The sequence below is a fragment of the Microcoleus sp. w1-18aA5 genome (assembly GCF_036701705.1).
In the GTDB taxonomy this organism is placed as follows: Bacteria; Cyanobacteriota; Cyanobacteriia; order Cyanobacteriales; family Microcoleaceae; genus Microcoleus.
This window is the reverse complement of record NZ_JAUPTE010000018.1, coordinates 1-22,787: the sequence shown is the minus strand read 5'-3', so window position 1 is coordinate 22,787 and position 22,787 is coordinate 1. Positions and strand designations below refer to the sequence as shown.

Annotated in this window: 15 protein-coding genes and 2 pseudogenes; 8 read left to right on the top strand and 9 right to left on the bottom strand. The window is 44.8% G+C overall.

Annotated features, from left to right (window positions below; translation table 11 throughout):
- Positions 1-51: 51 nt before the first annotated feature.
- The gene (locus Q5691_RS09265) at positions 52-2,097 is read right to left on the bottom strand and encodes a S8 family serine peptidase (protein WP_333344591.1); all 2,046 of its coding nucleotides are present in this window, start codon (positions 2,095-2,097) and stop codon (positions 52-54) included.
- A 384-nt stretch (positions 2,098-2,481) separates the two neighbouring features.
- On the opposite strand from Q5691_RS09265, the gene Q5691_RS09260 reads away from it, so the two are divergent.
- Both Q5691_RS09260 and Q5691_RS09255 read left to right on the top strand, forming a co-directional pair.
- Complete coding sequence (locus Q5691_RS09260) at positions 2,482-3,531, top strand: UPF0104 family protein (RefSeq protein WP_333310199.1); 1,050 nt, start codon at positions 2,482-2,484, stop codon at positions 3,529-3,531.
- A 331-nt stretch (positions 3,532-3,862) separates the two neighbouring features.
- Positions 3,863-8,431, top strand: coding sequence for a DUF4347 domain-containing protein (locus Q5691_RS09255; RefSeq protein ID WP_333344589.1), 4,569 nt, complete (start codon positions 3,863-3,865; stop codon positions 8,429-8,431).
- Between the two features lie 172 nt (positions 8,432-8,603).
- Here the strand turns inward: Q5691_RS09255 and Q5691_RS09250 are convergent, their stop codons facing one another.
- Together Q5691_RS09250 and Q5691_RS09245 are read right to left on the bottom strand one after the other, a co-directional pair.
- Complete coding sequence (locus Q5691_RS09250) at positions 8,604-9,353, bottom strand: amino acid ABC transporter ATP-binding protein (RefSeq protein WP_333211378.1); 750 nt, start codon at positions 9,351-9,353, stop codon at positions 8,604-8,606.
- Complete coding sequence (locus Q5691_RS09245) at positions 9,319-10,782, bottom strand: ABC transporter substrate-binding protein/permease (protein WP_333344587.1); 1,464 nt, start codon at positions 10,780-10,782, stop codon at positions 9,319-9,321. The genes Q5691_RS09250 and Q5691_RS09245 overlap by 35 nt, the downstream gene beginning before the upstream one ends.
- 402 nt (positions 10,783-11,184) lie before the next feature.
- On the opposite strand from Q5691_RS09245, the pseudogene Q5691_RS09240 reads away from it, so the two are divergent.
- Positions 11,185-11,307: pseudogene (locus tag Q5691_RS09240) on the top strand (GMP synthase (glutamine-hydrolyzing)); the annotation flags it as partial.
- A 96-nt stretch (positions 11,308-11,403) separates the two neighbouring features.
- Here the strand turns inward: Q5691_RS09240 and Q5691_RS09235 are convergent.
- Together Q5691_RS09235 and Q5691_RS09230 are read right to left on the bottom strand one after the other, a co-directional pair.
- Positions 11,404-11,937 carry a DUF2726 domain-containing protein gene (locus tag Q5691_RS09235; RefSeq protein ID WP_333344586.1) on the bottom strand — a complete coding sequence of 178 codons (534 nt, stop codon included), beginning with the start codon at positions 11,935-11,937 and terminating at the stop codon, positions 11,404-11,406.
- A gap of 15 nt (positions 11,938-11,952) precedes the next feature.
- Positions 11,953-12,231, bottom strand: coding sequence for a hypothetical protein (locus Q5691_RS09230; RefSeq protein ID WP_333310209.1), 279 nt, complete (start codon positions 12,229-12,231; stop codon positions 11,953-11,955).
- A gap of 361 nt (positions 12,232-12,592) precedes the next feature.
- On the opposite strand from Q5691_RS09230, the gene Q5691_RS09225 reads away from it, so the two are divergent.
- Complete coding sequence (locus tag Q5691_RS09225) at positions 12,593-15,715, top strand: NACHT C-terminal alpha/beta 1 domain-containing protein (RefSeq protein WP_333344584.1); 3,123 nt, start codon at positions 12,593-12,595, stop codon at positions 15,713-15,715.
- Positions 15,716-15,933: 218 nt separating this feature from the next.
- A complete protein-coding gene (locus Q5691_RS09220) occupies positions 15,934-16,131 on the top strand; it encodes a hypothetical protein (protein ID WP_333344582.1) in 198 nt (65 codons plus the stop codon).
- A 126-nt stretch (positions 16,132-16,257) separates the two neighbouring features.
- Here Q5691_RS09220 and Q5691_RS09215 read toward each other — a convergent pair whose 3' ends face one another.
- Positions 16,258-17,178 (bottom strand): cation diffusion facilitator family transporter, encoded by a 921-nt coding sequence (locus tag Q5691_RS09215; RefSeq protein WP_333344580.1) that lies wholly within the window; start codon positions 17,176-17,178, stop codon positions 16,258-16,260.
- Between the two features lie 241 nt (positions 17,179-17,419).
- Here Q5691_RS09215 and Q5691_RS09210 point away from each other — a divergent pair, with 241 nt between their 5' ends.
- Entirely contained in the window at positions 17,420-17,767 is a 348-nt protein-coding gene (locus tag Q5691_RS09210) for a hypothetical protein (protein ID WP_333211364.1), read from the top strand.
- Between the two features lie 114 nt (positions 17,768-17,881).
- Here the strand turns inward: Q5691_RS09210 and Q5691_RS09205 are convergent, their stop codons facing one another.
- From Q5691_RS09205 to mtnA, 3 genes are read right to left on the bottom strand one after another with little or no spacing between them, the layout of a single operon-like run.
- Positions 17,882-18,739: a rhodanese-like domain-containing protein gene (locus Q5691_RS09205; protein WP_333344578.1), complete on the bottom strand. Its 858-nt coding sequence runs from the start codon at positions 18,737-18,739 to the stop codon at positions 17,882-17,884.
- Positions 18,740-18,742: 3 nt separating this feature from the next.
- Positions 18,743-19,219, bottom strand: a complete 477-nt coding sequence (locus Q5691_RS09200; RefSeq protein WP_333211360.1) for a type IV pilin-like G/H family protein — start codon at positions 19,217-19,219, stop codon at positions 18,743-18,745.
- A gap of 49 nt (positions 19,220-19,268) precedes the next feature.
- A complete protein-coding gene (gene mtnA / locus Q5691_RS09195) occupies positions 19,269-20,330 on the bottom strand; it encodes an S-methyl-5-thioribose-1-phosphate isomerase (protein ID WP_333211358.1) in 1,062 nt (353 codons plus the stop codon).
- A 532-nt stretch (positions 20,331-20,862) separates the two neighbouring features.
- Here mtnA and Q5691_RS09190 point away from each other — a divergent pair.
- Positions 20,863-22,410 (top strand): DUF4347 domain-containing protein, encoded by a 1,548-nt coding sequence (locus Q5691_RS09190; protein ID WP_333344576.1) that lies wholly within the window; start codon positions 20,863-20,865, stop codon positions 22,408-22,410.
- Positions 22,411-22,485: 75 nt separating this feature from the next.
- A pseudogene (locus tag Q5691_RS09185) lies at positions 22,486-22,787 on the top strand (transposase); the annotation flags it as partial.

Genomic DNA, 22,787 nt, shown 5'->3' with positions numbered 1-22,787 from the left:
ATAATTGGTAGAAGATTGAGGATTGTAGATCGCGATCGCACAAAATCCAATTCAAACCGCTCGATTCGCAGTTTCCGCAAGAATCCTTTTAATATCAGCAGGAGTCAGATTCGGATTAGCTTGCAACATCAAAGCTATCACGCCGGATACTTGTGGCACTGCCATTGAAGTACCCGCAAAATATCGATAAGGAATCCCCGGTTGAGAAAGTGGCACAGTTGAATAAATGTCACCAGAATCCGCCGTGCCAGCGTCGCCGCCTGCAGCAACAAAGTAATTAATTGTCTCCGCACCCGCCCGGTTAGAATAATTTGCAAACAAGCCATTTCGGGTAACACCACCGACAGCAATTCCTACCTCATTGGCAAACCGAGCCGGATAATCTGCTTGTGGGCGAGCATCATTTCCCGCCGCCGAAATCACGATCACGCCTTGAGCTTCAGCCACTCGAATCGCATCCAATTCTTGAACATTCAACTGTAGGCCACCCAAACTCACATTAATGATCTTTGCTCCATTTGCCACCGCATAATTAATTGCATTAATTTCATCCCGAATTTTACCCACCCCGACCCTATCGAGTATTTTTAAAGGCATAATCTTCGCAGTTGGAGCAGTTCCAGTAATCCCAACCCCATCTTTTTTCGCAGCAACTAAACCTGAGATATGAGTGCCGTGATTGTTATCATCCATCGGGTCATTATCGTTGTTGACAAAATCCCATCCCCGGAAATCATCAACAAAGCCATTGTTGTCATCATCAACCCCGTTGCTAGCTTTATTGCGACCGATCGCATCAACACCAGTTTCCCCCACATTGCTCCAAATATTCCCGATCAAATCCGGGTGATTATAGTCAACTCCGCTGTCGATAACTGCCACCACAATTCCGTCTCCCGTCAAGCCTTGGGCCCAAACTTCTGGAGATTTAATTAAATCTCTGCCCCAATCCTCGCCGCCCAAGTCGGGAACATCAGGAAAAGTTGCAGTACCTTGAGCTTTAGCAACTGCTGCCGCTGCATTCACCAAACCGAACCCAAAACGAGAGTCAAAACCCTGCAAGTTGCTCGGATTGTTAGGAGAAACAGTTGCAGGAGTTGCTGACAGATTGAGGGAGAAATCTGTACTGCCTTGGTATTGATAAACTCGGACAAAGTAAGTTCCTGCGGCTAAACCGTTGATGTCGATCGACTCCGGCGATAAATTCGGTTGTTGAGAAGAAGCAATAATATCGGTGAAGTCAATAGAATTGTCGCCGTTAATATCTTTAATTAGAGCAACGTCAACATCCGCCGTCAAACCGCTGACAGTTAATTTAAAGTCGCTAGTTGCAGGCAAAATAAAGCGGTAAAGGCCGTCTGGCCGGGCGTTGCTAAGCGAGTCTGCGATCGTTTGAGTGCCGCCCAAAACGCCTAAATCGCGAGCTTGATCAAGTTGGTTGCCCAATACGGTAGTTGCAGAGATGAATGTATTGGCGAGGTCTTGTGGAGATGCGTTGGCTACCAAGCCTAAAATAGCATTGGATTGACGAATTTTAATTAATGTATTGGAAATACCGGGGGCGATCGATATTTCTTCCAGAATCAAGTCAGCTTCGGTAAGATTGTCAGTCAGTCCGATCGCATCCACAAAACTGTTAAAGTCAGTAATCACGTCTGCAGCCACCGGATCGGAGACTGCGGAGTTGCTGCGGAGGACAAAGGTATCTGGGCCCAAACCCCCTGTCAACATATCTTTGCCACCATCGCCCACTAAAACGTCACTGCCAGAGTCACCGTTGAGGGCGTCATCTCCCTTACCTCCCTGCAAGGTATCGCTGCCGACATCGCCAAACAGGAAGTCTGCGCCGGCACCGCCGTTAAGCACATCGTTGTCCGCACCCCCGAACAGCGTATCGGAATTGCCACCGCCGAGAATGCGATCGTTACCATTATCACCGCTAATTATTTCGGCATCCGACGAACCGACAATAAAATCGTTGCCACCGAGGGCAAAAAATCCGTTAGGATAAGGAGTCAAAAAGCCCGGAGTCAAGGCGAAACTATTGGGGCTATCATCTAAAAGATAGGAAAGACCGTCAGGGCTCGGGCCGGGCATAGAAATGTACTCCTAGTGAGGTATATCGATCTAAATTTTAGATTTTAAATTTTAGTTTGTGGTTAAAAATGCCTTAAATAGTCTGTAAGGCGGGCATTACGGACTGTCTGTAGAAGTGTCCATAGGTTAGGTTAAACTGAGATGTTACACCATTCTCAATTACTTGTTTAGGAACAGCCAAGATGCCTGTTCCACAAAAATGTTGAGTTATTGTGGAACGGGCCGGAGAGCTCGTTCTTGACAATGGTGCAACATTTCAGGTCAAACTGATTTATTCCGTCATATCATGCCGTGTAAATCAACCACAATTCTGCCTTGGCTCATCTAAAATATAAAATCTAAAACAGTATAACTTAATCCCAAATTCAAAATCGGGATCAGAAAATGGGAAAACAACACTTGCATCGAATTCAGAATTTTTTCAATCTCGCGAAATCGCATTTAAAACCTTATTTGCGCTATTTGATTTTAGGCGGGACGTTTTTATTTATTGCCAAAGCTTTTTTAACTCACTGGCGAGAAGTCGCGAATATCCAAATTCGAGCCGAAAGTTTTCCGTTGCTGGCGATCGCCCTTGGCGTCACTTTATTTTCTCTAATTTTTGTCGGCTGGGTGTGGATGTTGATTTTGCGGGAATTCCGGCAACCTGTAACTGCGGCCTGGGCGATTCAAGTTTTTCTCAAAACTAATATTGCCAAGTATTTGCCGGGGAATATTTGGCATTTTTGGGGTAGAATATTGGACGCCAAAAAAGCAGGTATTTTCCCGAAAGCTGCTACTCTCAGCGTGTTGCTGGAACCGCTGCTGATGGCTTCTGCGGGCGTTTTGATTGGGTTGATTTGTTTTGACAAATTCAATTGGTTTTTGCGGATTGTTGGTTGTGCTGCTATTTTAACGGCGATTCATCCCCGAATTTTAAATCCGATCGTTCTGTTTGTAGAGCGGTTGAAGTTATCAAAGAATAATAGGGAAAATTTAAATACAGGGGAGGCTGCGGGCGATCCACTGAATTCTCGTGTAGAGTCTACCTCCAATATATCTAAAAAAACATCTAATGTCAAGTCCAGCCGCAAAATTAATTTGCCAATTAAACGCTATCCTTTAGTGCCGTTAATCGGACAAATATGTTTTATCGGGTTGCGGGGCTGCGGGTTTTTGCTAACTGTAACGGCTTTAACTCCGGTGGAATTTAGCAATATTCCCAACTTGTTCGGTGCTTTTTGTTTTGCGTTTGTTGTCGGTTTAGTTGTGCCTGGTGCACCGGGGGGAATGGGAGTATTTGAAGCAACAGCGATCGCCCTGCTTTCCGATCGCTTTTCTACGGGTATAATTCTGGGTGCCGTGGCTTTGTATCGGATAATTAGCATTGTGGCGGATGTTTCGGGTGCATTTTTAGCTAAACTCGATCGCCAGCGCGATCGGCACAGTCGGTGAGTGGGAAAATATATGAGGCCAGCGGACTTGCCCCGATTAGCAGGACTCGAAAATATGTATTTTTATTAAGATTTTTTGTATACGTACGTATACTGGTATAGTTGAGTCAATAAAAAAAATCTCAACTCATTTGTTTAAGCTGCTAAGAAAAAAAGCCACAAACAATAGAGTCTGAATCCATAAATTTAAGACCTGCAAACAAACCGAGTTGCTCTCATAAAATCTACAGTTTTAGGTATTTATACCGTGAAGAAAACGGTTTTTTTAGTTCCGGTGTGCTTGTCCTGGATTTATGAAAAATTGTTAACTTTAGGATATAGGGTACACAGCCATGATGCCAGTTTTATCAGCAAGAGCGATCGAACTTCCGAATCAAATCAACGCGGGCAATGGGAGTTTTGGGGAAAAGAGCGAGATCCCCAATAACCCCAGTACAATAGTATTTATCGATACGGCAGTAGCAGACTATCAAAATCTCCTAGATGGAGTGAAATTTGGAGTAGAAGCAATAGTGATCGACTCGCACAGAGATGGAGTCGAACAAATTAGCGAAGTCTTAGCGAATCGCACTAATATTGACAGCATTCATCTAGTTTCCCACGGCGAACCAGGAAGCTTGCAACTCGGTAAAACCCGACTGTCTGTCGATAACGTCGAAGCTTATAGCCAGCAATTGCAGCAATGGCGACGCGCTTTAACTCTGGATGCAGACATCCTGATTTACGGCTGCAATGTAGCAGCAGCATCCCGCGCTTGTCAGAAAGTCCGCCAGGGAATAAATTCCCTGTCTCAAAGCGAAAGTCGGTTGAAACCGACTAAAAACAATTTCATTAAACAGTCCTCTTTAGAGGATTTTTGCTATGAGACGGGGGTTGAAACGAACGGCGGAATCGAGGGCGAACTAGCCTTAGAATACTTTGGTGAAACGAGAATTGAAACCTCCAGCGGACTCGATGAACAAGCCGTAGATGGTAAGCACTTCCTCCACCGCATTGCATCCCTCACTGGTGCAAATATCGCCGCATCCAAGCATCTCACAGGGAGTGCAAAATTAGGTGGCAACTGGGAACTAGAAGAAAAAATCGGCAACATTAAATCGCCCCTAGCCTTCGAGTCAAACGCGATGCAAAATTATGCGTCAGTTTTGGCTACCTATACTGTTACCGATACTTTAGATGGCGCTACGGGTTCTCTGCGAAATGCGATCCAACAAGCCAATTCCAATCCCGGATTAGACACAATTAACTTTAACATTCCCGGTACTGGCCCTTATACCATTAACCTTTTCGGTCAAGCCTTACCTGTCATCACCAGCCCAGTTATTATCGATGGCAAATCTCAACCAGGATATGCTGGCAAACCCCTTATCGAACTCAAGGGTAGTTTAGTACAACAACCAGCCTCATCTGCCAATTTTCCTTATATTAATGGTTTAGATTTAGGCAAAAGCCCTTTTGGTGGCGCAGAAGATTCCAGTGGCAGTACCATTCAAGGATTGGTTATTAACGGATTTGGAAAGGGCGGAAATTCCGGCTTAGGTCACGGCATTGGAGTACAGACTAACAACAATACCATCCAAGACAACTACATTGGTACTGATATTAGCGGTACGACTGCTGTAGCCAACACTTTAGCTGGGCTCAGAATCCAAAGTTACACTCAAAACAATCCTCCTAATGTCACCCCCATAACAGGCAATATTATCTCGCGCAACGTCATTTCTGGCAACGAAGGTATTGGAGGTATATTTATTGCTGGACCAGGGTCAGGGGGAGTCACCAACACCAAAATTACTGGCAATTACATCGGGACTGATGCCACGGGGACAATAGCTTTAGGTAACAAGGGTGATGGCATTTTTATCTTAGGCAAAAACTCGAATAATACTATCGGCGGCACTGCACCTGGAGAAGGTAATATCATTGCTAACAATAATCGCAGCGGTATGGAGGTTGCTAGTAAAAATGCCACCAGTAACACTATTCAAGGCAATAGCGTTTTTAACAACAAACGATTAGGAATTGACTTAATCGGTAATAATGGTGTCACTTCCAACGATTTAGGCGACGCCGATACAGGCAGCAACAACCTGCAAAATTACCCGGTTCTGACCTCAGTTAGCGGCAACACAGTTAGCGGCATTCTCAACAGCACTCCTAATGCCAATTTCCGCGTCGAATTCTTTGCAAATACCAGTTATGACCCCGCAGGCGCAGGTCAAGGTCAAACTTTCCTCGGCTTCCAAGACGTTACTACAGATAGCGCTGGCAATGGTAATATCAACTTCGCCTACACTCCAGTAGCAGGCAAACAGGTTCTAGCTGCTACTGCTACTAATAAAACCACAGGCGATACCTCGGAATTTTCTCGTCGCAATCAATCTCCTATTAATTCAATACCGGGAAGAACCACAACCACTACAACTAACCCGAATAACATTACCCTCAACAGCGGAGACTTCGTATATAACGTTTTAGCGACACCCTATCCGTCTGCTATTGACGTTTCAGGTGTAACAGGAAAAGTAGACAGCGTTACCATCACTCTCAACAATGTTCAAACTTCTAACTCTGCCAATGGTGGACCGCAGAACATCAACCTCTTGCTAGTTGGGCCCGAGGGACAAAATGTGGTGTTAATGTCTCACGTTCCATCTGAACCACTCAACAACGTCACGCTGAAGTTGGATGATAATGCAGCCTCTTTTCTTTCTAGTTTTCCTTTTGTTACAGTACCAACTATCGCTTCAGGAACTTACAAACCGACCAACTATTCACTGAGCGGTTTTCTTGATGTTTATCCCTTTTTGTATAACGATACGCCAACGCCAACACCGACAGGGGCACCAGAAGGGCCTTACGGTTCGACTCTTTCTGTTTTTAATAAAACTAACCCCAACGGCACTTGGAAATTGTATGCAGTTGATGCCAACCAAGAGAATAGTAAAGCTTCCAATGCTACTACTCCCGGAAATATTGCCAGTTGGAGTGTAGACATTTCGACCGATATCGGCAAAGAAACGACGAATCAAAATACTCCTCGCATCTTCTCGGCTAGCAACGGCAACAGTATCTCTGTATCGGATGCAGATAGCGAGTCGGTGGAAGTTAATCTCAGCGTTACCAGCGGGACTCTTACACTCAAGTCGCTGACGGGAGTTACCGGATCGGGGAATGGCAGCAACAGCCTGATTTATACGGGAAAACAGGCTGATATTAATGCTGCTTTAGAGGGTTTAACTTATACGCCGAATCCGAATTTTAGCGGAACGGATACGCTGACTTTGACGACAAACGATCGCGGATCGGCAGAATTAGGCGGTGCTCAAACCGATAGCGATCGTGTGGATATTACCGTCAACCCACTAACTCCGACACCAACTCCACCGACGCCAACTCCACCGACACCAACTCCACCGACGCCGACGCCAACTCCAACGCCGACTCCTGGGGAAACTCCGACGCCGACTCCACCGACGCCAACTCCACCGACGCCAACTCCACCGACGCCAACTCCACCGACGCCAACTCCGACTCCGACGCCGACTCCACCGACGCCAACTCCAACGCCGACTCCTGGGGAAACTCCGACGCCAACTCCACCGACGCCAACTCCGACTCCTGGGGAAACTCCGACGCCGACTCCACCGACGCCAACTCCAACGCCGACTCCTGGGGAAACTCCGACGCCGACTCCACCGACGCCAACTCCGACTCCTGGGGAAACTCCGACGCCGACTCCACCAACGCCAACTCCGACTCCTGGGGAAACTCCGACGCCAACACCAACGCCTGCGGAAACTTCTACTCCGACGCCGACTCCAGCAGAAAATCCGACGCCAACACCAACGCCAACGCCTGCGGAAACTCCGACACCGACTCCGGCGCCAACGCCGACGCCTGCGGAAACTCCGACACCGACACCGACTCCGACTCCGACTCCAACTCCGACGCCTGCGGAAACTCCGACGCCAACACCGACCCCAACACCATCAGTACCCGTTGTTACACCAGGAAGTGATACTGATTGCATTTGCCATACTATTGAGTATCCAAAAGTCGATCGCCCAAACCAAGCTGACAACATTATCAACGGCAATGGTAGCGAGGAAATTGAGTTTGGCACGTCAGAAAATGATGCTTTTTACGGCAGTCCAAATCCGAATATTTTTGATGCGGATTTAGGGGATGATAACCTCTACGGCGGTGAAGGAAACGACCTCCTTTACGGCAACCGAGGCCATGATTTTATTGACGGCAACCAGGGAGATGATATCCTTTTTGGCGGCAAGAATAATGACATCATTTTTGGCGGTGAAGGCGAAGATATCATCTTCGGAAATGGCGGCAATGATTCAATAAATGGTAAAGAAGACGACGACTTAATTTTTGGCGGTGAAGGTGATGATTTTATCGACGGTGGCAAAGGCAGCGATCTCGCATTGGGAGGCAAGGGAAATGATATAATCTTCGGCAGCGAAGGCGAGGATTCTCTCTACGGCGATTATGGTAATGATACCCTCTGCGGAGGTGCTGGCAATAATTATCTGAGTGGAGGTGCTGGCAATGATTTGCTAGACGGGTGCGAGGGAAATGATACTTTGATTGGTGGCAAAGGTAATGATACCCTGATTGGCGGTTTGGGGGATGATTGTTTAATTGGAGGTGCTGGGATTGATCGCTTTTTACTGTCTGCCAATTCTGGTATCGATATTATTGCCGATTTTGAAGTTGGAAAAGATTTGCTGATCCTAGCTAATGGCTTGACATTCGAGCAATTAACTCTTACTGAAAATAGCGGTGCAACCTTGATTCAGTTTGGGGAAACAGGAGAAATTATAGCTGCTTTAAACGGAGTTGCTGCTAGCATAATAAGCGCCAGTGATTTCAGTTTCATTTAAACAGGCTCACCACTAATGCAGGTCGGCAACAAAGGGTATCCCGGAACTCGAATTTTTGTGCCGATCAAGCATCTGCAACCTGACGCTGCCTACCGCAACAGTCTCTTTCTCCTCTAACTCTCTCTGTGTCCTCTGTGTCCTCTGCGGTTAAAAACTCTAATTGTTATATGAATTAAAGCATTTTTTCCAGAAATTGCTTGGCGCGATCGCACTTCGGGTTACTAAAAAACTCCTGCGGCGGCACATCTTCCGCCACCTTTCCGCCATCCAAAAACAAAATCCGGTGGGCGACTTCCCGCGCAAAACCCATTTCGTGAGTTACAATCGCCATCGTAATTCCCGTTTTCGTCAAAGCTTTCATCACATCTAACACTTCTTTAACCATTTCAGGATCGAGTGCAGAAGTCGGTTCGTCCATCAACAAAATTTCCGGTTCCATAGCCAAACAGCGGGCGATCGCCACCCGCTGTTTTTGTCCCCCCGAAAGCTTAGAAGGATAAACCTCCGCCTTATCTGACAAACCCACTTTTTCCAGCAATTCTAACCCCTTCAGACGCGCCTCATCCTTAGCCACCTGCTTCACCTTTACAGGCGCATAGATCACATTTTGCAGCACAGTCATGTGCGGGAACAAGTGGAAATGCTGAAAAACCATCCCCACTTTCTGGCGGATTTTCAGAATATCTGTCTTCGGCCGAGTAATATCCACCCCGTCAATGTATATGTGTCCAGAAGTCGGAATTTCCAGTAAATTTAAACACCGCAAAAAAGTAGACTTGCCGCACCCCGAAGGGCCGATAATGGCAATCACTTCTCCTTTATGAATCTCAGTAGTTATCTCGCGCAAAACCTTCAGATTGCCAAAAGATTTATACAGGCGATCGACCTTAACTGCTAGTTTGGAGTCTACGTTCGAGTACATTTGCCCCCCAAGTTAAACTAAGCACCATCAAATAATAAATTGCGCCGACAAATATCAAAGGTTCAAAGTAAATATACTTTTCTGCTCCCACAATTGTAGCGCGACGCAGCAAGTCTTCTACGCCAATTACTGAAACTAAAGCTGAATCCTTCAGCAAAGCAATACTTTCATTCACCAATGCAGGCAAGATGTTTTTCAACGCTTGCGGCAAGATAATATCGCCCATCATCAGTTTGTAGGGAACGCCAAGGGATTCTGCGGCTTCTTTTTGACCTTTATCTACGGCTTGAATTCCGGCGCGGATTGTTTCGGAAATATAAGCCCCAGAATTCAGGAAAAAAGTAATCACGCCAGCTTGCAGCGCCGATATATTATAGCCCGTAAGCTGCGGTGTTGCAAAATAAACTAACGTCAACTGCAAAATTAGCGGTGTTCCGCGAAAAATTGAGGTGTAAGCAGTGGCAAACCAGAACAGCGGTTTAATGCTAGAAATCTTAAACAGAGACAGGACGATTCCCCAGATAAATCCGAGAAATGCCGACAGCAAGGTAAAAGTTAGCGTTACCCCAAGCCCCGACAAAATATAAGGCAAACTCGGCACGATTTTGCCAAAATCTAACCCGAACTTGGACGCTACCGCAGGCTGATTTGCTTGAGCAGCTTCTTGCGGAATCGGTCGAGAAAACCACTTAGTAGCTAGTTCCTTAATTTGACCGCTGGCTTTCATTTGCTGGAGGACTCGGTTAAATTCTGGAACTAATCTCGAACCTTTCGGAAAGGCGATCGCCGAACCGCTTTCTTCAGTATTCGGGATTGTGTTAAATTCCAAGTCTGGGTTCGCTGCTGCATAACCCGTAGCAACAGTATCCTCGATCACTCCCGCCGCGATGCGGTTCGATTTAATTTCTTGAATGATATCAGGAATCCTATTGAGAGCAGCCAGTTGCACACCGGGCATTTTTTTCACAGCTTCCTGCTGAATGCTTCCGAGTTGAACGCCTACTTTTTTCCCGGATAAATCTTCAGCTTTGGTCAAATTGCTGCCTTTATTGGCGACAATTGTATTTTGAGCTTCGTAGTAAAGGTCAGAAAAATCAACATTTTTTTTTCTTTCTGCTGTGGGCGTCATTCCAGCCATCACAAAATCGGCTCTTCCCGCCTGCAAAGCGGGAATTAAGCCGTTAAAATCCATGCCAACTACTTTGAGTTCGTAGCCTAATTTTTTAGTAATATATTTGGCAATATCGATGTCAAAACCGATGATTTCGTTGCCGCTAACAGCCGTATCTTTAAATTCATAGGGCGGGTAGTCTGGGGAAGTCGCCAGTGTTAATGTCTTGTTGGCTTGGGCGTAGCTGGCGATCGCAATTAAACAAAAGGCGATCGCGATCGCCGCCGCCAGCATTGATTTTAATTTTAAACGTTTCATATCGAACATTGTCCTAAAAAATCCCCTCGCCCAGAAAACATACCACAAATCGGAATCAAGTCACCTTTGTAAAGGAAGATATACTCCTGGACGCACGGGTTGCCAGAAACCGGGTTTGATGGACAAACAAACTGCATAATTAGCCTTTTACAAGGGTAAAAAACCCGGTTATAAAGGTATTAATGCGCCCAGGGCTAAAGATAGATAATTCTGCCACCAACTTATATTTAAAAAATGTCCGACCTCCACAATTTTTAACATTTTAGGAAGTAAAGCTTGTCCGCACAACTCCCACCCATGTTGTACCGTTGTCCAAGTTGCGATCGATATTTGTAATCATCTAGCATCTTCCATTTATATGTGGTACAAGGTATTCAGTAGATCAGAGCAAAAGCTGATTAGGCGCGGGTTCCTTACGATTTGTTGGAACTGATCTCGAATCGGATTGTGAATGAGGTTAAGGGGGTGAATCGGGTGGTTTACGATATTACTTCTAAGCCGCCGGGAAAGATCGAGTGGGAGTAGTACCATTGTCGATTATTGATTTTCGATTTGGATAGATGCCCTCTGTAAGTCCTGTGTTAATTACAGGACTTACACAGAAAATTTATAGTCTAAGAGTCAACTGTCAACTGTCAACTGTGTTGAATAGTGTTGCAAAAATGCTTCCAGTTCTGTCCGTCCTTGTTGGGTAATTGAGTTGTAGAAGACTTCTTTTTGTCCATTGGGAGTGTAGAAACGATAGAAGCGTCGATCTCGATCGATTGGTCGCAGGTATACTAAGGGAACGCCAACAGATGCAAGGAGTCGGGCTTTTTTGCGATCGCGCACCTGCACCTCTGGGCGATCGTGCCAATGAGATTGACATTCTATCACCAGTTTGGCTTTGCGACTAGCACAATAACCGCGTTCCATCAAGGCGATATCGACTCTGGAACTCACCCAAAATTTCCAAAGTTCAATGGGAAGACGGGTGAAAGTTTCTGGACGAGAACAGATGATTTCTAGGGGAACTTGGGGACAGTAACGGAAGCGATCGCCTAAAATCATCTCTAGAATATCGATAGCGATCGTTTCTAACTCGTTGATGATTTCTCCGCTTTGGAATTGGGGAAATGAAGACAAAGAATTGTCATAGTCAAAGGCGTATAGCATGAGTTTTATTTCAGATTAGGGTGAGTGGGAATTAAAGGGGTTGTAGACGACTGTCCAAGCGTTTGCACCAAGAGCGGTAGCAGTCCAAGCGCCCTTCTGGTAAGGTTTGCCTTCTTTCCGAGCGCGGTAGAGAGTTGTGGTGGATACCTCCAAAAGTTGTGCGGCTCTATGGGTTGTGCAGGATTGCTCAATTACAGTTGGTTGGGATGGGAGTTTTACCCTTCTCTTTTTGTTAAGGGAGTCGATGGGAGTGGGTGGCTCGTCTGGGAAAAGGCTGAGTTGGAAGGCTGTCATAAGCTGAACCTTTGAGTGTTAATGATTCAAGCCTATTGGGGTCAACTGGATTTCTCCAGAGCAAAACGGTTCAGAAAAAAGTGAACTGATCTGAACTGGTCAAGAAACTTGATGCTGACTATGCTAGGGATAGTTTTGATTGAGATTTTGCGCCTGTGCTGTTGTCCCGCCGTGGAATCAAGTCCACGGCTAAGAGCTACTGTCCACTTAAGTGGACAGAAGAGCGCTTTTTTGGGTCAGCATTTAGTCCTCTTTTAGAGGACTTTCGCTATGAGCCAGGGGTTTAAACCCCTGGCGGGCTATGCAACTGATGCAAAATTCTCAATTTTTTCCACTCTGATTTTTAGGAATGAGTCAAACTATGGCATCTAGCACTGTTCGGATTGATGGCGCAGGTTTGGATAAAGTTCGTCAACGGATGGCTGAATTGGAGAAGCCTGACACTTTCGATAAAAGAGGCAAAAAGTGCTGGACTGAGGAACATCTGAGGGATCAAACCTTTGTGAGTCTTAGCACAGTAAAACGCTTTCTCAGAGGAATTCCAGTGGGTAGGGACTCTACTACCTCCATTCTTAAAGCATTAGGATTTGAACCCATAAAATTTATTGCCGAACATGACTCAAACTTGCAGAATTCCGAACTAGAGCCACAGCCAAACATTGCGATTGATTGGCAGCGAGTTTGCCAAGAAATGTTAAATGAACAGCAAGAGGAGCAACGCTTCAGACGGAGAGCGACAGAATTGGGATTTGAAATCAATGTTTTTGTACCGCTAGGTTTAATCGAACGGAAACAGCAGCAGCGTCGCAGTGGTAATGTGCCTATGGAACTGTTGCATCAATTAGAACCGGAAGTCGTTACCCGAATTTACGAACATGATGAATTCATGACTGACGTTATTGAACAAAACCCTACTGGAAAAAATAAGCATATTGCTATTGTCGGCGAACCTGGAGCAGGAAAGACAACACTGTTAGATAAAATCGCCACTCACATTCAGGAAAATAATCAAGATTTGCCGATTTGCATTGCGCTGGCAAGTTTGCAAGGAAAGACACTGAAAGACTATATCCTTCAGGAATGGTTACCGGAAGCTCTGGCTCTGGTTTATCCCGATATTGATGTAGAGAAGTCTCACAAAACATCTCTACAAAAACGGTTGAGTCACGGTGGAGTGTGGCTGTTACTCGATGGTGTCGATGAAATGGCTGTAGGGGCGAATAGTTGTTTGTCCTTAGAGGGAATCAAAAACCAGCTTACTGATTGGTTGGCTAATGTGCGAGTTGTTTTGACCTGTCGAACCAATGTTTGGGATGCCCGTCTCAACAATCCCCTCACAGGCTTTAATACTTACAAAACTCAGGAGTTTAAACAAGAGCAAGTAGATGATTTTATTCAGCAGTGGTTTGCTGAAGCAAAAAATATTCAACGGGGACAGGAGTTACAGGAAAAGCTGCAAGAACCCCAAAAGGAACGCATCCGCCAACTCGTAAAAAATCCGCTTCGCTTATCTCTACTGTGTCAAATATTCAGCCAGAATAAACAAGCCGAATTACCAGAAACAAAAGCCGAACTCTATCAACACTTTGTCCGCTATTTCTATGAGTGGAAACCATCCCAAACGGTTATTGATTGGGCGACTCAACCAGGTTTACAACAAGAATTACATCAAGCCCTCGGTCGTTTGTCTATAGCAGGATTGGATAGCGATGCTAGATTTCGGTTGCCACTGAGTTTAATTCAGCAAGAAATGGGCGATAGGCTGTTTAAATTAGCCTGGGATCTCGGTTGGCTGAATTTGGTAGATCGAGAAGCTGCAACAGATGAATCTGTTTACGCATTTTTTCATCCTACATTCCAGGAATATTTTGCATCTTTAGTAATTGATAATTATCAATTTTTTATGGAGCGCTATAGAATTTTTGAAAATCAATGGTTAGAAGTAGCTATATTATGGTTAGAAAACTCCCAAATCTCAACAGTCCTAAAGAAAGAATTGATCGACACAATAACCAATCTTAAGAAAGATAAATGGAAAAATATGTATCGGCTTAAGCTTCTACCATTAAATATAGTTTACTCGTGTCAATCTGGCGACATAGAATTTATTATTGGACGGGTATATTTCGTTTGCTCGGATGATAATATACAAACAAAAGTATACAAGTTAATGCTTCCTGGTTATGAGGAATTCATCATAGAATCGTTAAAATATTACGCTCCCAAAGAAGCCTGTGATATTATAAGTCAAGTCATCAATAATAATACTGATTTAGAACTATACGAACAATCTAGGCTTTTGGAAGTTTTATTTAAAATCAACCCGGAGCATCAATGCTTAAAAGTATCAATCCCTAAATTATTAAAAGACGATCGTGAGGGACGTGCCATAGAAGTGGCAAAAATAGCTTTAAAACATGATAATTTCAAGCAAATTGCCGTTGATTTTTTAGTTAATGCTTTATTAAACGAAGATGAGCAATACGAATTACAAAATATTTCGATCATTAATGTTTTAATGGATTCTAAGATTTTGGATAAAGGGGTTATTGGTAAGTTACTATCATTTAAATTATTTAATTCCGAAGAAGTTGCGCTCGCCAAAATCAAACAAACTAATTTTGAAGTCACCGATAAAATAATTGAAATAATCCAAACAAATAAAGATTATATGTTACGCCATATTTGTATTAAAGTTTTGCTAATGGAGACATTCTCAAAACAATCGATTATTGAGGAATTAGTAAATTTAATCGTCAATTTAAAAGACAGTCAAATTCAATGGTTTATTGCCGACGAATTACAACAAATTACTCACAAACCACAACTGCAAAGGCTAGTTTTTGGTTTAAAGGATTATGTAGAAGATGCAGTTGCTAAGTTAGACAATGATTTATATATAATTGTTTATTCACTGCTTTGGCATTGTGCTAATCACTTGAGTTATACGGAATTTTATGACGCTTGTTGTGTTCAACCATCCTGTACTGACTTAGAGGCACTTGAAAACATCTCTGTTGCTAACTCTTCTACTGCTCAATACCTCAACATTGTTGAGCAATTGTCAGTTCTTCAGTCTGCGGTTTCCCATAATGAAGAACTCGATCGAGCAGTACAACTGATTTGTATTGATGGTAGCGAATTTAACCCTCTAGATAATCCGGCCACTGATATCTATATCCAAATGGTAGAGCAAGGTTGTCCAGAACGACAAGAAGGAACACCCACAACTATGCCACTGCTCAAAGCCTATTGGCGACTGAATTTGAGAAACCTAGAAAAACGAGTTGCTTTGGTGTTCTACAACTCTAAAATCGATCGCGAATTCAGCGAACCTTTTCTAACTGCACTGAGTGCTTTTGGAGGCACGATCGCAATCATCACCGATCGACCATGCGACAATGTAAAACGCATTTCTCCTAACCATCCGAATCTCATCGATGCAGTTTTGAAATGGCTGCATCGAGCGGTTTTGGAGGCTTGAATTTTGATTTAAGGAGAAGGCGCTCGCTTTTTCAACAACTCAGGCGCGATCGCACTCACACCCCCCAATCCAACTCGATCGAAACATTTCTTCATCTTTCTCTGAATTAAGAGAATCGTCGGCTAAAACAGAGTAGGAGAATTTCCGCTACGATCGAGAGTAGATAGGCTAGCACCAGATAAAATAAAGTAAAAATTCCATCCGCACTACCCGTTGAGATGGCTGCGAGATCTCGGTTCAAAAGTGGAGATTTTGCTACCTTGGCATTTGCGGGGGAAAATGGCTACAGAAATTCAAAATACTTGGAATTTATACAAATAGAAAGACAGAAATCGACGACAGCCGATCGATCTATTGTGGAAAACTTGCCAATTTCTGTGGAAAACCCCCCTTTTCCTGTGGAAAACAGCAACTAAATTAAGTGCGATCGCTCTAACCCGATTGATAGGATTTAAAAAATTGGAGGAATTGCCGTAAGTAAAAATACTTTCCCGATTCTTCAATTAATCGGTGTATCCGTGTCAAAATCACTGGTTGTGCCTTCATTTTTCAGAATCGTAGCTAATTTGGTCGGACTCGTAAGCCGGCGGCTCAACGTGAATTAAGATGCGTACAGGGCTGAAACGTTCTTCCAAACGGGCTTCTACTTCTTCTGTAATCCGGTGAGCTGTTTCTACATCGACAGCATCCACAATCATGTGCATCTCAATAAATACTTGACGCCCTACAACGCCACGGGAGGCGATCGAGTGACAGTTGACAACCCCCGGTACATCGATCGCGATCGCGTGAATAACCTCCGGTGCGATCGCCATTTCATCCACCAACCAAGGCAGATTTTCCCTTAAAACTTTCCAACCGCTGCTAAATACCAAAACAGCCACAGGAAAAGACAAAAACACATCCAGGAATTGTAATTGAGGTATATTCCAAACCTCTCCTTGCCAAACGCCGATCAACCCGCCGATGACCATAATTGTCACCCAAACATCGCTCATCGTGTGCTGAGCGTCAGCCACTAAAATCGCGCTACCGAGACGTTGGCCAACTCTGCGCTCGTAAAAAGTGACAAAAATATTAATCCCCAGTACGAGCAACAAAATCCACAATTCATTTGGCGATATTTTGACAACTGTGCCACCTTTGAGCAGCCTTTCGACAGCGCCGCTGAGAATTTCAAAACAGGCAATTCCCAGAAAAACAGCAATTCCCAGAGCTCCGAGAGCGTCAAATTTTTGGTGTCCGTAGGGATGATCGCGATCGGGCTGCGGGTTAGCATAATGATTAGTTACTAATCCTAAAATATTATTAGCGCTGTCAGTGACGCTGTGCAAAGCATCTGCCAGCAAACTGAGGGAACCAGTCAGCCATCCCACGGCTGCTTTAATTGCCATCACCAGCAAATTTAGCAATAAGGTAATTATTAAAACCTTGCGGATTTCGGAACGGTTATCGGCCACCATAAAATATCCTCGCTCAGCCGTCAAGTTTTCTGGTTTCTAGTTTAAAGCTTATCAAGTCATAAAAGGTTAAAACTCTTGCGGAATCTAGCTTGCGACTAGATTTATATTCATTAATTTAGCCTAGCTTCTTGAGACAAATTTTAATTAATACCAGTTTCGCAGTCCAATTGAGCTGGAATGTACTTCTTTTGGGTTACTATATTTTTTATCATTAACAATAGTATGTTAAATTTCATTGCCCATGTCTCTTTCTCCGCTGACACTGAATTTAGTCGAAGGTTCTGTCTCCTTTAGCTTTTCCCCGCAAGCCGCGCGGGATTTGCAAAGCGAAATTGCAGCTTTGATGGAAAGCTTGAAAGCTGTAGCCGTCAAAACCGCTGGCGCTAAAGCTTCTCCCCAGAAACCTATGGAATATCGGTATGCAGGGGATGTATTTTTGGAAGTTTTCTGCAACCCGAATATCTGGCCAACTCCTTTTGCTGCAAAAGTGCTGATTACGGTTAGGGACGATCGCGTGCGCGTTACCACCGAAGCCGAACTCAGCCGCCTGCGCGACGATCTCGCTCAGTATATCGAACAAGTCGGTTGAGAATCTCAACCTGAAACGCTCTTGTTTTAGATTCCCGACTTCTTGAAGAAGAACAGGCTTTCCGGCCTGTTCCACAAAGAGTTAATTTTCTTGTGGGGAGTAGGGGTTGGGCTTCTAGCCCGCCCCTGAAAGGCTTATTGAAAGGGGATAGCTATCTGCCGGCGAAGCCGACCATTCCCACATTGAACCTGCATAATTCTTAGCATTAAATCCCACATTTGTCAAGACACAAGTCAACCATGCAGAACGAATTCCCCCGGAGCAATAACTCACAATTTGAGTTGACTGCGAAACTCCTTTTTGCTGCAAAATAGCGACAATCTCCCCGCGACTCAGCAGTTGTCCCTGTGTGTCCATTAACTGTTTGTAATAGAGGTGAACCGCACCGGGAATGTGGCCGCCCCGCTTTTCTCCGTAAGGCGTTTTACCTGCATATTCTCGCCGCTCTCTGGCATCGATAACTACTAAATTATCATTGCCTAAAATAGCTTTCAATTCATCCCGCTGAATTTCCCAATTCGAGCGGCGAGATATTACAAAATCTCCTGTTTGCGGTGGATTGTTTGCAGCTTTTACTCGATTAATCCCAGCTTTGATTAAAGCCCGATATCCTCCATCTACAAAAACGGCTTTTTCGTGTCCCAAAGTCCGCAACATCCAAACAATTCGCCCATCTTCGCCCCACCCTTTAATCTGATCGGCAACAACTATGACAGGTTTGTCTTGACAAATTCCAATTGCTTGCAGTTTTTGAGTTAAAACTGTATTATTTTCGAGAATTTTTCCCTTTTGGGGAAAGTGCGATTGAGAAAATTCCTGCCAAGTTACGGAAATAGCTGGTGGGAGACGGCAAAACCACTTTAAAATAGGTTGACGAGCATCGAGCAGAGTAGCGCCACCTAAAAGTAATTGCTTAGCTAAATCGGCGCTTACTATCCAATTGTCTGCCAAATTATACAGTAAATTCGACATAATTTATGGATTAATTTTTGCTGTACCAGCAGCGCATTCTAAAACCCCTTTGGTATTAGTTGGATTAGGTGGTTTAGTCTTGCCAGGAGCAGCATTTATACACAAGATTGTTTGGGTCTTATTTGCCACCAAAAAGACTCCTCCCACAAAACTTTTGAGATTAGCTTGCTTCGATACTCCGTAGTTAAATACAGCACCTTTTTTCACCATGCCGATCGAGTAGCTGTAATTGGCTGAGTTAGGTTTAACTTGGAGACCGAGATAAACCAATAGATTGGAAAGAGAACTTGTAAAGCCTGCTTTTTCAGCATAGTAAACTTGCTGAGCTTTATTCATCGAACCCACAAATTTTTTGGCTTGTGATTCCTTAGCTGTAAGCGTTTGTGACACTTGAGCTTCCGAGACAGGACTGAAAACAACTGGCAGAGTTAGAGCTGCGATCGCAACTTTGAGCTGCCAGTTGCGGCTGCTAGGAATCATGCTTAATTTCACAGATAACCGGCGGAATGAGCGGTTGAGCAACATACAATTAAACTAATTGTTTTGCCTGAAACTGTTTCAATGCCCCAGGAGCAACCGTACCGTGTTCTGTTATTATTCCCGATATTAATTCGGCCGGAGTTACGTCAAAAGCGGGATTGTAAAATTCGACTCCCACAGGACAAATCCGCGTAGTTCCAACTTGATACATTTCAACTGGATCGCGTTCTTCAATGGGAATTTGGCTGCCGTCGGAAAGTTCAAAATCTATGGTAGATAGAGGCGCAGCAACAAAAAACGGGACGTTGTGAGCTTTGGCAACAATTGCTAAACTGTAAGTGCCAATTTTATTCGCGGCGTCGCCGTTAGCAGCGATTCTGTCTGCACCGACAACTACTGCGTGAATCATGCCGAGTTTCATGCAGTGAGCGGCCATATTGTCGGCTATTAATGTAACAGGAATTCCTTCTTGTACGCATTCCCAAGTGGTAAGTTTTGCACCTTGGAGACGGGGCCGAGTTTCGTCTGCAAAAACTCTTCCGAGTCTTCCTTCTCGCCAAGCAGAACGAAATACACCTAAAGCAGTACCGTAGCCTGCTGTTGCTAATGCACCGGCATTACAGTGAGTTAGTAAGTTCAATTTTTCGGGTGTAGCTGGCAGAACTTCTAAACCTTTGTCGCCGATATCTTTACAAGTTTGCAAGTCTTCTGCTTGAATGGTTTTGGCCATTTCTAACAAAGTTTTTTGCACTTGTTCGACAGAACCGCTAGTTCTCTCGGCTGTTTTGAGCATTCGCGATATTGCCCAAAACAAGTTAACCGCCGTGGGACGAGTCGATCGCAATAACTCGCCAACTTGTTCTAGTTTAGTTAAAAACTCAGTACGATCGCTGGTTTCGATTTCTCGCGCCCCCAAATACATCCCGTAAGCTGCTGCTACCCCGATCGCCGGAGCACCTCGGACTATCATAGTTTTAATCGCCTCAGCCATATCTTCGTAGCGGCTAATTTCGACTACACCGTATTCTTTCGGGAGTCGGTTTTGGTCAATTAGCAGAACTCGGTCTTCCATCCAAGTGACGGGGGAAACAGGGGAGTTTTGAGCGGTCATCTATTTCTATTATGTGACGGACAAGTTTCTATGATGCCATGAAGGCGACTATTCCTCTATGTTATGAGGGACACGCTGAATTTGCCAAAATCCCAGCCCTGCGGTTTTAGCTTCGAGACTGGAGATTAGAGATTGAAGAATGGCTGGATACCTACCACTCTCTGGGTTTGGAATTTGCGTAGAGTTGGATTTTTTTTCACAAAAGTGTACTTAGTAAAAAACCGTACATTAACTTGTGTAAATTATACTTACGTTTTTTGAAAAATTTCCGTAATCGGGAACAAGCTAGCTGTACCAGGGGTCTGGTTTTTTTAAGTTGAGAATGAAAAAGTGCGATCGAGCAACTTTCCAAATCCAACAGATTTACAAGAATCACCAAAATAGATAATCGTAAAGCTTTGTCTGTACAAATTGTACTGAGTTAAAGGCAGGTTTTGTGGTAGCCGTATTTGTGGTGGATTGAAGTAGCGACTATCATCGCACGGAAACAACATTTTGAAAACCTAACTAGGTGCATGGGGAAACAGTAATTATGAAAAACCAACAAATAGTATTCGTAGATTCAGCAGTTGAAGATTGGCCAAGTCTGGCGGTTGGTGTTAAAGCGGGGATAGAGGTAATTTTAGTCGATCGGGCGCGGGACGGCATCGAACAAATTGCCGAAGCACTGCAGAGCCGCAAAGGTATAGAAAGCGTTCACATTATTTCTCACGGGGAATCGGGAAGTTTGCAGCTAGGGCCAACTATCCTGAATTCCGACAATTTAGAAACATATCGCGACTGTTTGAAACGGTGGTTTTCGTCATCTGTCAACTCAATTCAAAATCGATTTGAAATTCTGCTATACGGATGTAACGTAGCAGCAGGCGAAAAAGGAGAGGGTTTTGTACAAAAGCTGAGCAAGTTAACAAAAGCTAATATTGCTGCTTCTTCAGATCTTACGGGGAGTGCTCAAAAAGGCGGAAATTGGGTACTTGAATACGCTACTGGAGCGATTAAAACAGGATTGGCGATCGAGCCGGAGGTAATGGCAAATTACGCACATACCTTGGCGACGTTTACTGTTTTTAATACGGCTGACGCTGGGCCGGGTTCACTGCGACAAGCGATTACGGATGCGAATGCAGCGCCCACACCACCGCACAATATTAACTTTGCCATTCCCGGTGCAGGCGTTCAGACGATCGCACCCCTGACTGCCTTGCCAAATATTAACGTTCCCACAATCATTGACGGCACTAGCCAACCGGGGTTCGCCGGCACCCCCCTGATCCAACTCGATGGAGCAAATGCGGTTGACACGGGTTTGAGCCTCGCTGGTAGCGGTGGCAGCACTTTGCGGGGATTAATAATTAATCGCTTCACCAACAGCGGCATATCCCTCCAAAGCAACGGCAACACCTTAGTGGGGAACTACATCGGCATCAACGCCACTGACACCGCTGCACCCAACTTATTTGGCGTCCTTGTTCAGAGTGGCAGCGGTAACATAATTGGCGGGCCTAACCCGGGCGATCGCAACGTCATTTCTGGGAATACAGCCAACGGTATCGCCATCATTGGCGGTACAGGAGGCAACCAAATGCTGGGCAACTACATCGGCACCAACGCTGCGGGCACTGCGGCCTTGCCCAACGCTGTTTTCGGCATCGCCGTTCAGAGTGGCAGTGGCAACATAATTGGCGGGACTAACCCGGGCGATCGCAACATCATTTCTGGGAATACAGCCGACGGTATCACCATCGTTGGCGGTACAGGAGGCAACCAAGTGCTGGGCAACTACATTGGCACCAACGCTGCCGGCACCCTGGCCTTGCCCAACACCAGCGGCGTTAGCATCAACGGCTTACCCAGCAACACGATTAGCGGGAATGTCATTTCCGGTAACAGCATTCACGGTGCTGCCATTCTGGGTGCCGGTGCCATCGGCAATACCCTGACAGGCAACTTCATCGGCACTAACGCTATCGGCAGCGCCGCTTTGCCCAACGCTGCTTTCGGCGTCTCCATCGAGGGAGGTGCAAACAACAACATTGTTGGCGGGACAACCCTAGGGCGTCGGTTCAGTATTAGGAGTTGACAAAACACACTGAAAATGATATGTGAATTGAAAATCCTGTTAAATTCTGACAATCAGGAAGAAGGAAGAAACCTTATGCGCCCTCCCTTATGGCATCCTCCAATTGAACTCTCAGAAACAGAAGCGTTGATTATCAAGCGCATTAAACGAGCCAAGTTATTCACGTTTCTTCGACTGAACCGTTCATTCATATTTAATGATGAGTTTCAAGAAGAACTTGCTACAATTTTTAAAGACAGCACAGTAGGTCAGGGCCCAGTTCCTCCTGCACAAATTGCCAAGCGCAATTATTCTGCAAGCCTACTTAGGCATTTCTGACGATGAAGTAATTGAAGAAATGCTCATGGATCAACGTTGGCAGTTAGTTCTCGATTGTC